12 protein-coding genes are annotated in these 12,011 nt (G+C 70.3%); 11 read left to right on the forward strand and 1 reads right to left on the reverse strand.

Annotation, left to right across the window (positions count from 1 at the left end):
- The first annotated feature begins 20 nt into the window (after nt 1-20).
- Together AC07DO_RS21925 and AC07DO_RS21930 are read left to right on the forward strand one after the other, a co-directional pair.
- Nucleotides 21-1,352 carry an Nramp family divalent metal transporter gene (locus AC07DO_RS21925; protein ID WP_479061860.1) on the forward strand — a complete coding sequence of 444 codons (1,332 nt, stop codon included), beginning with the start codon at nt 21-23 and terminating at the stop codon, nt 1,350-1,352.
- A 136-nt stretch (nt 1,353-1,488) separates the two neighbouring features.
- The gene (locus AC07DO_RS21930) at nt 1,489-2,463 is read left to right on the forward strand and encodes an endonuclease/exonuclease/phosphatase family protein (RefSeq protein ID WP_479061861.1); all 975 of its coding nucleotides are present in this window, start codon (nt 1,489-1,491) and stop codon (nt 2,461-2,463) included.
- A 106-nt stretch (nt 2,464-2,569) separates the two neighbouring features.
- Here AC07DO_RS21930 and AC07DO_RS21935 read toward each other — a convergent pair whose 3' ends face one another.
- Nucleotides 2,570-3,586 (reverse strand): chitinase, encoded by a 1,017-nt coding sequence (locus tag AC07DO_RS21935; protein WP_479061863.1) that lies wholly within the window; start codon nt 3,584-3,586, stop codon nt 2,570-2,572.
- A 217-nt stretch (nt 3,587-3,803) separates the two neighbouring features.
- Here AC07DO_RS21935 and AC07DO_RS21940 point away from each other — a divergent pair, with 217 nt between their 5' ends.
- From AC07DO_RS21940 to AC07DO_RS21980, 9 genes are all read left to right on the forward strand, one after another.
- Nucleotides 3,804-4,775, forward strand: a complete 972-nt coding sequence (locus tag AC07DO_RS21940; RefSeq protein WP_479061865.1) for a hypothetical protein — start codon at nt 3,804-3,806, stop codon at nt 4,773-4,775.
- Between the two features lie 104 nt (nt 4,776-4,879).
- The gene (cpaB, locus tag AC07DO_RS21945) at nt 4,880-5,590 is read left to right on the forward strand and encodes a Flp pilus assembly protein CpaB (RefSeq protein ID WP_479061867.1); all 711 of its coding nucleotides are present in this window, start codon (nt 4,880-4,882) and stop codon (nt 5,588-5,590) included.
- Between the two features lie 10 nt (nt 5,591-5,600).
- Nucleotides 5,601-7,217, forward strand: coding sequence for a CpaE/TadZ family protein (locus AC07DO_RS21950; protein ID WP_479061869.1), 1,617 nt, complete (start codon nt 5,601-5,603; stop codon nt 7,215-7,217).
- The gene (locus tag AC07DO_RS21955) at nt 7,214-7,603 is read left to right on the forward strand and encodes a TadE family protein (RefSeq protein WP_479061871.1); all 390 of its coding nucleotides are present in this window, start codon (nt 7,214-7,216) and stop codon (nt 7,601-7,603) included. The genes AC07DO_RS21950 and AC07DO_RS21955 overlap by 4 nt, the downstream gene beginning before the upstream one ends.
- Before the next feature lie 63 nt (nt 7,604-7,666).
- A complete protein-coding gene (locus tag AC07DO_RS21960; protein WP_479061872.1) occupies nt 7,667-9,004 on the forward strand; it encodes a CpaF family protein in 1,338 nt (445 codons plus the stop codon).
- A complete protein-coding gene (locus AC07DO_RS21965) occupies nt 9,001-9,948 on the forward strand; it encodes a type II secretion system F family protein (RefSeq protein WP_479061873.1) in 948 nt (315 codons plus the stop codon). The genes AC07DO_RS21960 and AC07DO_RS21965 overlap by 4 nt, the downstream gene beginning before the upstream one ends.
- Nucleotides 9,949-10,009: 61 nt before the next feature.
- A complete protein-coding gene (locus tag AC07DO_RS21970; protein ID WP_479061875.1) occupies nt 10,010-10,900 on the forward strand; it encodes a DUF5936 domain-containing protein in 891 nt (296 codons plus the stop codon).
- A 279-nt stretch (nt 10,901-11,179) separates the two neighbouring features.
- Nucleotides 11,180-11,383, forward strand: coding sequence for a hypothetical protein (locus AC07DO_RS21975; protein ID WP_479062466.1), 204 nt, complete (start codon nt 11,180-11,182; stop codon nt 11,381-11,383).
- 11 nt (nt 11,384-11,394) lie between these two features.
- Nucleotides 11,395-11,988 (forward strand): pilus assembly protein TadG-related protein, encoded by a 594-nt coding sequence (locus AC07DO_RS21980; RefSeq protein WP_479062467.1) that lies wholly within the window; start codon nt 11,395-11,397, stop codon nt 11,986-11,988.
- The last annotated feature ends 23 nt before the right edge of the window (nt 11,989-12,011 follow it).

Here is a 12,011-nt window from a genome sequence, read left to right on the forward strand (position 1 = left end):
GATGCGCTTTCTTGATCGGCATGGTTGAAACGACAGGCAGTGGCACCACCGCCGACGCGGCGGCCCCCCGGCCCCGGAAATCGAGCTGGAAGTACATCGGTCCCGGCATCGTCGTGGCCGCGACCGGCGTCGGCGCGGGCGACCTCGTCGCGACCCTCATCGCGGGCAGCAACTTCGGCTACACGCTGTTGTGGGCCGCCGTCATCGGCTGCGTCGTGAAGATCTCGCTCGCCGAGGCGGCGGGCCGCTGGCACCTGGCCACCGGCCGCACCCTCTTCGACGGCTGGGCCGGCCTCGGCCGCTGGACGACGTGGTTCTTCGTCGTCTACGTGGTGATCTGGGGGTACGTCTACGGCGCGGCCGCGATGTCGTCGTCCGGGCTGCCCCTGCAGGCCCTGTTCCCCGACGTCATGGCGCTCAAGTGGTGGGCCATCCTCACGGGCGTCGTCGGCCTCGTCTTCGTCTGGTTCAACAAGTACGCCGTCTTCGAGAAGGTCATGACGGTCCTCGTCGGCGTGATGTTCCTCGTGACCGTCTACCTCGCCGTCCGGGTAACCCCGCACCTGGGCGACGCCTTCGCGGGCCTGCTGCCCGTCCTCCCCGACGAGAAGGACTCCGTCCTCAACACCCTCGGCCTGATCGGCGGCGTCGGCGGCACCATCACCCTGGCCGCGTACGGCTACTGGGTCAACGCCAAGGGCTGGACCGACACCGGCTGGATGAAGGTGATGCGGCTCGACAACCGCGTCGCGTACATCACCACCGGCATCTTCGTCGTCGCCATGCTCTTCGTCGGCGCCGAGATGCTGCACTCCGCCGACGTCGCCATTGCCAGCGGCGACAAGGGCCTCGTCCAGCTCTCCGACATCCTGGAGAAGGAGTACGGCGCCGCCACCGCCAAGTTGTTCCTCGTCGGCTTCTTCGCCACGTCCTTCACCTCGCTGATCGGTGTGTGGCACGGCGTGAGCCTGATGTTCGCGGACTTCGTCGAGCGCTACCGCAAACAGCGCGTCGGCGCCGACGACCAGGCGCTGACCGGCAAGGAGGTGGCGTCCGGCAGCCACGAGAAGTCGGTGCCGTTCCGCGCCTACCTGCTCTGGCTGACCTTCCCGCCGATGATCCTGCTCTTCGAGGGGCAGCCGTTCCGCCTCATCATCCTCTACGGCGTGCTCGGCGCGGCCTTCATGCCCTTCCTCGCCCTCACCCTGGTCTGGCTGCTCAATTCGAGCCGTACGCCGAAGGAGTGGCGCAACGGCTGGCTCAGCAACGGCATGCTGACCGTCGCGGGCCTGCTGTTCCTGGTGCTGTGCGTCAAGCAGATCACCGACCAGGACTGGGGCAGCTTCTTCTGACCCGGGGGGAGGTGGCCGTTCCGGGGCACGGGTTCGGCCAACCTCGCTTTCGGGGGCTGTCTGTACCGGGCAGCCTCAGTACTGTCATGGCCCACTCAAGCCTGGCTGCCGTTCAGCCGGGCGAACGGGGGAGATCATGACCACGAGAGCCACCAGAAGGGCGCGCCGCGCGCGTACGCTCGTCTCGCTCGCCGCACTGCTCGGCGGCGCGCTGCTGTGGGCCGGACCGACCGCTTCCGCGGCCCCGGCCGAGCCCGGCACCGCCCCGGCCCCCGCGGCGTCGTACACCATCGGGCAGTTCAACATGGCGGGCGGCAACGCCCAGCACGGCGACGACGGCGACGAGGCGCCGGACGCCCTGGTGCGCAGCGTCCAGGACCGCAAGCCCGCCTTCATGACGCTGAACGAGGCCTGCGCGGACTGGTCGGACCGACTGCGGACGCAGCTGGGCGGCGAGTACACGGTGCTGTTCGACCCGGTGACCCGGAGCGCGGGCGGACCGAACACCAAGTGCTACCACCCGGTGGGCGTGCCGGACGAGCAGCGCACGGACTTCGGCAACGGCCTCCTCGTCCGCAGCGACCTGGGCTTCGACCCCGCGACGCTCGTCGGCCACTCCCTCGGCACCTCGGCGGACCGGGAGCAGCGCGAGATGCTCTGCGTGACCTCTGCCGCGAGGCAGCTCGCCCTGTGCAGCGTGCACCTCACGCACGACAGCAAGGCCGAGCGCCGCACGGAGTCCGCCAGGGCCAGGCAGATCCTGGACACCACGTACGCCGGATACACCAAGTTCGTGGGCGGCGACCTCAACGCCGAGCCGCTGCACCAGGCGCCGGACAACTTCTACCACTCCGACTACGGGCGGGGCGCGTTCGGCCAGTTCAAGGAGGCCGACAGCCACTGCGGCAACAACCCGCACTGGGGTGACGTGATCGGGGGTTCGCCCTTCCCGGTGTTCCTGTGGTGCCGGGACGGCGAGGCCACGATGGCGGGCGACAACAAGAAGATCGACTACCTCTTCGTACCGACGTCGACGCACGTCGACTGGGCCGACGCCACCGACGCGATCCACTCCGACCACAAGCTGCTGTGGGCGGGGGTCACTTTCTGACGCGGTCCGGTTCCGGCCGGGTCCGATTCCGGTCCGGTCCGGTCCGACAGTGATCGACAGCGGCGCCTCCGGGGGAGCGGGGGCGCCGCTGTCCGTATCCGTCGTGCTACGGCAGGCCGTGCACGTGCGCGCCCACCGACGTGGACCAGGCGTTGCCCGCGGACGCGTCCCAGTTGGTGGACCAGGTCATCGCGCCCCGGATGCCCGGGTACGTCTTGGACGGCTTGAAGGAGCCGCAGCCCGTGCCCTTCGCCAGGCAGTCCAGGGCGTCGTTCACGACGTCCGGCGCGACGTACCCGCCGCCGGCCGCCCGCGGCGACGCCGGGACGCCGATGCCGACCTGCGACGGCGCGAGGCCGTTCTCCAGCTGGATGCAGGCGAGCCCGGTGAGGAAGTCGACCGTGCCCTGGCTGTAGACCTTGCCGTCGCAGCCGAGCATCGAACCGCTGTTGTAGTACTGCATGTTGACCACCGTGAGGATGTCCTTCACGGCGAGCGCGGTCTTGAAGTACTCGGTCGACGGGGACTGCATGTCGATGGTCTGCGGCGCCATCGTCAGGACGAGGCCCGGACCGGCCTTGCCCGCGAGCGACTTGAGCGCCTGCGTCATGTACGTGGAGTTGAGGCCGTTCTCCAGGTCGATGTCGACGCCGTCGAAGCCGTACTCCGCCATGAGCTTGTGCACGGAGTCGGCGAACGCGTTCGCGGACGCCGCGTCGTTGACCGCCACCGCGCCCTTCTCGCCGCCGACCGAGATGATCACTGACTTGCCCGCGGCCTGCTTGGCCTTGATGTCGGCCTTGAACCGGTCGACGGTGTAGCCGCCGAGCCCCGCCGAGTCGAGGTGGAAGGTCACCTCGCCGGGCGTCGCGGTGGCGTCGGCGAAGGAGACGGCGATGATGTCGTACGCGTCCGGCACGTCGCCCAGCTTCTGCACCTGGGCGCCGTTGTCGAAGTTCTGCCAGTAGCCGGTCACCGCGTGCTCGGGCACGGTGCGGGTCCCGGCGTCGGCGGCGCTCTCGGCGCTCGCGGCGCCGCCGGTGGACAGGCCCGTCAGGGTGAGAGCGAGGGCGGCGACGGCGCCGGTGAGAGCACCGGTCCTTCTCCTGCGTGTGCGGTCCACTGCTGCCTCCGGTGGGGGGAGAGGTACGTCGGAACGGTGGCCACCGCCGTCTGCTTGGTCGTACAAGCTGGTCCAGACCAATTGCATTGTCAAGGGATCAAACATCACTTGGTGCACAGGAGTACGCGCCCACCTCCACATGAACAGTGCGAAGTTGGGTGTTGAGGCGACCATGACGTGGATATGGTGCTGAGGCAGGAGTGCACGACCACCGGGGGTGTACGCGTTGCCGACCGCCATAGCCGTCACCGGCCCCGACCTCGTGCTGCCGTCACCCGACCGGCACACCCCGTCGGCCGCCGTCCTCCAGTCGGCCGTGCAGTCCCCGCGGACGTACTCCCTGGACCAGGCGCTCACGGAGATGCACACCCTCATCGAGCACCACGGCTACGTGATCGCGCTGTGCCCGTCCTCCGCGCCCGCGTCCGTCGCCCGGCGCCTGTACGCCGTCCGATCCGTCCTGGAGAGCGACCGCATCGCCGTCGTCCGCTCCGACCTGCCGCCGCTCGGCCTCGCCGTACTCGCGCTGCAGCTGCGGCAGTTGTCGGTCTGCGACTTCAGCCCCGGCGTCCTGGCCTCCGCCGCCCGCCTCCTGTCCCACTACATCTACGCCGGCGCTCTCCTCGGCTCCGTCGCCCGCCTCGACCGCGGCAGGATCGACGTCAGCCTGGAATCACACGCCAAGTCCTGGCTCCCGGGCAGCCGGTTCGCGGCCCTCGCCACCCCGAGCCCCGAGCTCGTCAAGGTGACGGGCGGCGGCGAGGAGGCGGAGCTGCCCGGCCCCGGCTTCGGTACGCGACTGCTCTACGCCCCCGGCCGCCTCGACCCCGACTGGGTCACCGCCGCCCTCGCCCCCGCCTGGAAGGTCCAGGACGTCACCGAGGCCAGGCTGCCCGCCGAGTCCGAACGCTGGTGGGCCACCGCGAAACTCGTCGAGTTCGCCGCCGCCATCCCCGACATCTCCGTCCTCTACCAGCTGGTGTCCTCCGTCAGACGCGACGACTGCCACTGGTGCGGCCTCGAACTCATCGGCGACCGCTGCGCGTTCTGCGCCGCGCCCCTGCCGCCGCCCGGCGAGCGCCCCGCGCAGCCGACGCGCACCCTCGTCCCCGCGAGCCACCGGCTCCGCCCGGCCGCCGACACGGCCCCCGCACCCGGCACGACCGCCCTGCCCCGCGGCACCACCTAGACCGCTCCCGCCCGACACCGCCCCTCGTACGCGACCGACGACCGCACGTGCGCCACCCCGCTCACTGTCCGTAGCCAACCGCACTCGATCGAGGTAGTCCGGCCATGAACTCACGCCAGCGCCGCGGCGTCATCCTGCTGGTCCTTTCGGTCCTGTGCGCGTTCGGCGCGTTCGCGGGCGTCCTCTCGGTGATCCGCGACGCGAACTCGAAGGTCGGACCCGAGGTCCCCGCGTACAAGCTCAAGGGCGACATCGCGCCCTACAAGGAACTGACCGCCGACCAGTTCGAGAAGGTCGAGATGCCCGAGCGGTGGCTGTCCGACAACGCCGTCACCGACCTGCGCGAGATCCGCGGCAAGATCGCCGTCACCCAGCTGCGCAAGGGCTCCCTGCTCCAGTCCGACATGATCGTCGGACGCCCCGAACTCGGCCCCGGGCAGCAGGAGATCGCCATCATGATCGACGCGGCGACCGGTGTCGCGGGCAAGATCACCCCCGGCTCGAAGGTCAACATCTACGCCACCTTCAAGGGCGAGGCCGACGACGCCGAGGACCAGTCCAAAGTCATCGTGGAGGGCGCCAAGGTGCTGGACGTCGGCAAGCTGACCCCGCTCGAACCCGACCAGGACGACCGTACGCGCCGCCGGGCCACGGAAGCGGTACCGATCACCTTCGCCCTCGGCACCGCGGACGCCCAGCGCGTCGCGTACGCCGAATCGTTCGCCACCCACGTCCGACTCGCCCTGGTCGGCGCCGGCGGTGATGCGACCGTGCCGCCCAGGGACCGGACGTACACCCTCGACGAGGACAAGTAGGAGGTCACGGATGACCACTCGGATCCTCCCCGCCGTCGGCGACACCGACGCGGCCCGCGCGCTGTCCACCCTCACCGGCCAGCTTCCCGACACCGAACCCGCGCTGCCCGTCGGCGACTCCACGGCGCTCCTCGACACCCTCGCGCGGCTCGCCGCCGAGTCGGTCGACGAGCTGCCCGAGGTCGTCCTCGTCCACGAGCGCATCGGGCCCGTCCCCGCCCTCGACCTCATCCGCGACCTCGTCCTGCGCTTCCCCGCGGTCGGCGTCGTCCTGATCACCGCCGACACCGGCCCCGGGCTCCTCACCGCCGCCATGGACTCCGGCGCCCGCGGCATCGTCGGCCTCCCGCTCGCCTACGACGCCCTCGCCGAGCGCATCCAGGCCGCCGCCGCCTGGTCCACCGGGATGCGCAGGCACCTGGGCAGCGGGGGCGGCCTCGAGCTGTACGCGGGAGGCGGGCCCGAGGCCGCGGGCACCGTCGTCACCGTCAGCGGCGCGAAGGGCGGCGTCGGCACGACCCTCACCGCCGTCCACCTCGCCCTCGCCTCGTGCGCGTCGGGCCGCAGCGTCGCCCTCGTCGACCTCGACCTCCAGTCCGGGGACGTCGCCTCCTACCTCGACGTGCAGTTCCGCCGCTCGATCGCCGACCTCGCCGCCATCTCCGACATCACGCCCCGCGTCCTCCAGGACGCCGTCTACACCCACGAGACCGGCATCGGCCTGCTCCTCGCCCCCGCTGACGGCGAACGCGGCGAAGAGATCACCGACCGCGTCGTCCGCCAGACCATCGGCGCCCTGCGCGCCCGCTACGACGTCGTGATCGTCGACTGCGGCTCCTACGTCACCGGAGCAGGCGCCACCGCCGTCGAACTCGCCGACCGGGCCCTCCTGCTCGTCACCCCCGACGTCGTCGCCGTCCGCGCCGCCAAGCGCATGGTGCGCCTCTGGGACCGGCTGCAGATCCGCAAGGCCGAGGAGACCGTCACCGTCGTCAACCGGCACGGCAAGGGCGCGGAGATCCAGCCCGTCCTCGTCGAACGCGTCACCGGCACGAAGACCGCACGGACCACCGTGCCCGCCTGCTTCAAGGAACTGCAGGCCGCCGTCGACGCGGGCCGCATGCAGGACCTCGAAAGCCGCTCCACCGTCAAACAGGCCCTCTGGGGCCTCGCGGGCGAACTGGGCCTGGTCGACCCGGACGCCGCGGGCACGGGCGGAAAACGAGGCGGGCTCGCCCTGCGCAGGAAGGCGGCGACCGGCGACCGCGGCGCGGTCACCCTCGAATTCGCCGCGATGTTCCCGCTGCTGCTCGCGGTCATGGCGATCCTCTGGCAGTGCGCGCTGTACGGCTACACGTACTCTCTCGCGGGAAACGCCGCGGACGAGGCGGCCCGGGCGGCCACCGCGGCCCACGCGGCGGGCACGGGGGCGGCCGGGGCCTGCTCCGCCGCGGCCCAGGAACACCTGCCCGACGCCTGGCAGGACGCGGCGGTGTCCTGCACGGACGAGGGCACGGTGTGGAAGGCCCACGTCTCCGTGGACGTACCGGTGTTCTTCCCGGGCTTCGACGCGGGATGGCACGTGGACGGGGAGGCGGGCGCGGCGAAGGAGGGGGAGGACGGGTGAGACGTCCACGGCCCCGGCACGGGCGCCGCCGACGCTGGGGCGACCAGGGCGTCTCCATGCTGGAGTTCGCCGGCTTCCTGCCGATCCTGCTGCTCATCGGCCTCGCCGCGATCCAGCTCGGCCTGGTCGGCTACGCGGCCAACCAGGCGGGCTCCGGCGCCAGGGCCGCCGCCCGCGCGGCCTCGCGGGGCGACTCCGGGGAGGCCGCGGGCGCCGCCGCCATGGACGGCGGCCTGACCGCGTCCGTCGGCGTCAGCAAGGGCGGCGCCACGACGACCGCCACGGTCGAGGTCCAGGTGCCCACCCTGCTCCCCTTCGTCGACACGGACTGGAGCGTGACCAAGGAGGCGACGATGCCGAACGACGACGCACCCGACGCCGACTGACCCGGCCGCGAACCCCCGTACGTACCCCATGCCCCGTACTCCCGAAGGAGGTTGAAGGACGACATGAGTCTGCGCGACCGCGTGGCCCCCACCCACCAGACCGAGCCGAGCCGCGACGACGGCCTCGTCGCCGTCTACCGCTCCAAGCTCCTGGAGGAGATCGACCTCGCCGAGATGTCGTCGCTCACGGCCGCGGACCGCCGCGTCCGCCTGGAGCGCGTACTCGGCCACATCATCAGCCGCGAAGGCCCCGTCCTCTCCACCTCCGAGCGCTCCCAGCTGATCCGCCGCGTCGTCGACGAGGCCCTCGGACTCGGCGTGCTCGAACCGCTCCTCGCCGACACCTCCATCACGGAGATCATGGTCAACGGCCCCGACTCGATCTTCGTCGAACGGGCCGGACGCGTGGAGCAGCTCCCCCTCCGCTTCGCCTCGAACGACCAGCTGATGCAGACGATCGAACGCATCGTGTCGACCGTCAACCGCCGCGTGGACGAGTCGAACCCCATGGTCGACGCCCGCCTCCCCACCGGCGAACGCGTCAACGTGATCATCCCCCCGCTCGCCCTCACCGGCGCCACCCTCACGATCCGCCGCTTCCCGCGCGCCTACACCCTCCCCGAACTCATCGGCCTCGGCTCCCTCGACGAGCAGATGCTGATGCTGCTCTCCGCGTTCGTACGCGCCCGCTTCAACCTCATCGTCAGCGGCGGAACCGGCACCGGCAAGACGACCCTCCTCAACGCCCTCTCCGGCCTCATCCCGGCCCGCGAACGCATCATCACCATCGAGGACTCGGCGGAGCTCCAGCTCCAGCAGGAACACGTGATCCGCCTGGAGTCCCGCCCCCCGAACGTGGAGGGCAAGGGCCAGATCACCATCCGCGACCTCGTCCGCAACAGCCTCCGCATGCGGCCCGACCGCATCATCGTCGGAGAGGTCCGCGGCGGTGAGACCCTCGACATGCTCCAGGCCATGTCCACCGGCCACGACGGCTCGCTCGCCACCGTCCACGCGAACACCGCGGAGGACGCCCTCATGCGCCTCCAGACCCTCGGCTCCATGTCGGAGGTCCAGATCCCCTTCGAGGCGCTGAAGGACCAGATCAACTCGGCCGTGGACGTCGTCGTCCAGCTCGCCCGACACGGCGACGGCTCTCGCAAGGTCGCCGAGATCGTGCTGCTCGTCTCCCATGGCCGCCAGCACTTCCGCATCGTGCCGGTCTCCCGCTTCGTGCCACGCCCGCTCGGCGCGGACCGCGTCGTGCACGGCCACTTCGAGCACCTGCCGCTGCCGCGGGAGATCGCCGACAAGCTGTACGTCGCGAACGAACCGGTGCCGCCCGCGTTCGGGGTGGCGGAGGCGATCGACGTACTGGACACGAGGGAAGCGATCGGATGAACGACCCCGCACTCCTCGCCCTGGGCGCCACCCTCCTGACGGGCACGCTCGCGGTCGCGGGCGTCCACACGTACGCGTCGGGCCGCGCCCAGCGCCAGGCCCTGGTGGACCGCCTCGCGCTCGGCCCCGGCACGGGGGACGGCGGCCCACCCGGCCGCACCCGCCGCTTCGCCGCCGTCGACCGCCGCCTGCGCCGCACCCGCCTGGGCCGCGCGATCCACCTGCGTCTGTCCTCGACGGGCCTCGACCTCACGGCGGGCGAGTTCTTCACCTACGTCGTCGCGGTCGTCGCCGCCCTCTGGCTGATCGCGGCCGCGACCCTGGCCCCCTTCTTCGGCCCGATCGCGGGCATCGTCGCGATATGGGGAGCGGCCGCCTTCCTCAACTGGCAGCGCCAGAAGCGCATCGAGGCGTTCATCAACCAACTCCCGGACGTGGCCCGCATCCTGGCGAACGCGACGGCGGCGGGCCTGGCCCTGCGCACGTCCCTGGCGATGGCGGCGGAGGAACTGGAAGCCCCCGCCGGCGAGGAACTCTCCCACGTGGCGGACCAGCTCACCATGGGCAGATCCATCGACGACACGCTGGGCGAGCTCGCCGCACGCCTCCCGTCCCGCGAACTCGTCGTCCTCGTCACGACGCTCGTCCTGTCCAACAAGGCGGGCGGCACGGTGGTCAACTCCCTGCGGAACCTCACCCAGACCCTGGAGGACCGCAAGGAGACGCGGCGCGAGGTCCGCACGATGCTCTCCGAGGTCAACGCGACGGCCTTCACGGTCCCGCTCCTCGGCCTCGGCTCCCTGCTCCTCATCAACTCCTCGAACGAGGGCGCGTTGGAGCGGGTGACGGGTTCACCGCTGGGCCAGACACTGATCCTGATCTCGCTGGGCCTGTACGGCGTCGGCTTCTTCGTGATCCGCCGCCTCGGCAAGATCGAGGTGTAGGAATGCCGAGGAACGCCGGGGGAGCCCTGCTGGAACCAGGGACCTTGAGGAAGGAGCCACCGTGCTGAGCCTGCTCCTCGCGGCCGTCATGGGTCTCGCCGTGGCCGGCGTCTGCCAGGGCATCCGCATGTACCGCGCGGACGCGAAGCTGCCGACCGACCTGGCCGTGGCCCTGGAGGTCGGCGCGACCAGGGTCTCGGTCGCGGGCTCGGCCGTGGACCGCCTCGGCATGCGCTTCGCGCCCCTGGTCCTGCGCCTGATGGGCCCGAAACGGGTCGACGCCAAGCGCCGCAGGATAGACATGGCGGGCAACCCCGGCGGCCTGACGATCGACCGTTACGCGGCACGGCGGGCGGTCTACGGCGTCTTCGGCCTCGTCCTCGGCCTCGTCTTCCTCACCAACGGTTCCCCGCTCTTCGGCCTGCTCACGCTGGCCTTCGGTGCGGTGGCGGCGGACGCGCTGATCTGGCAGGCGATCCGCGAACGCCGCGAGGTCATCGACCGGACGCTCCCCGACTTCCTGGACGTCCTCGCCGTGGTGGTCTCGGCGGGCCTCGGCTTCCGCCAGGCGCTGGACCGCGTCGCGGAACGGTACGAGGGGCCGTGGGCGGACGAACTCCGCATCACCCTGCGCCAGATGGACATGGGCGTCAGCCGCCGCCAGGCCTTCGACGACCTGCGCCGCCGCAACGCGTCCGAGCAGGTCGCCCAGTTCGTCTCGGCGCTCCAGCAGGGGGAGGAGCTGGGATCCCCGATCGCGGACACGCTGATCCAGATCGCCACGGACATGCGCCGCACGGACGCGCAGAACTCCCGCCGCCGGGCGGCGAAGACGATCCCCAAGGCGACGATGGTGACGCTCGTCTTCATGCTCCCGGCCACGATGATCCTGATCGCGGCGGGCATGTTCCTGGGCTCGGGATCCGACTTCGGCTCCATTCTGGACCGTTGAGTGGGGACGGTTGAGATGAACGACTTCGCGAAAGCTCTTCGCGGATGCAACTCGATGTGGGACAGTCAGGCTGAGTTCACGGTTCGCGTGAGGGGACTTCGTGCATGGTGATCTCAACGAGGGGGAAGAGAACCCGCCAACTTGTGGGCCGGGCACCCCGGATACCGCTTGCGTCGCGCAGAGTTGCTGCCGATGCACGCCGTGTGGCGTACGTTGCCTCTGACCACAAAGGGCGCGGTATCGGGTGGGAGAGAAGGGGCCGTCGTGCTGAAGGAACGCGTGCTCAAAGTCTGGGTCGACTGGACGGTCTCCGTGTCGTCGCGGGTTCGGGGAGAGGGGCGGGATGCGGGGGCGGGGTTTGTGGAGTATGCGGGGTTGATGATTCTTATTGCGGGGATCTTCACGTTGATCGACCAGCTCGGACTGGATGGCGTGATCTCCAGCGCCATCGGGGATGCGGTCGACGACGTCGTCGGCGGCTGACAGCCGGCTACCTGCGGAGTGATCGTGGGCAGGCCCTTCCCATCTACATCTGGTTGACGGGCATTCTGCTGTTCGTGGCCCTCGCCTTCTTCGCTTTCGCTCAAGCGGCCTCGGCGCGCAACGGAGCTCAATCTGCTGCTGACGCAGCAGCGTTGGCCGCTGCGCAGGACGCCAGGGGTGAGCTCATGGACGGATTGGAACTGTCCATAGGCAGCAGCGACGGTTGGCTGGACTGGCTTACAGGTGACAAGTTCACCGGTGCAGGGGCTAGAGATGCGGCAGAAGCCCTGGCTGCTGCAAACGACTCGATCGTGATCGCATTCGGTCCCGGCGAGGTGAACGGATTCCGGGGTTTCCGGGCGAAGATCGAGACCACATATACGGTTGGCGACTCGATCATCCCGGGCACTGAGTCGAAGCATGCAAAGGCTGAAGCAACGGCCGTCATCAAACCTCGCTGCGATATCCCTCCGTCGGCTGACCCGGAGAAGCCCGTGGAGTTCAAATGCGACGGTGGGGAAGTCTTCGAGGTCGACCCGGACGACTTCGAATTGGGCGACCTCCCCGACGCGTCAGCCCTCTTTTCCGTGCACTTGGCCGACTGATGAGCGATCGATGAGAAGGGAGC

The organism is Streptomyces sp. NPDC045678 (assembly GCF_056432085.1).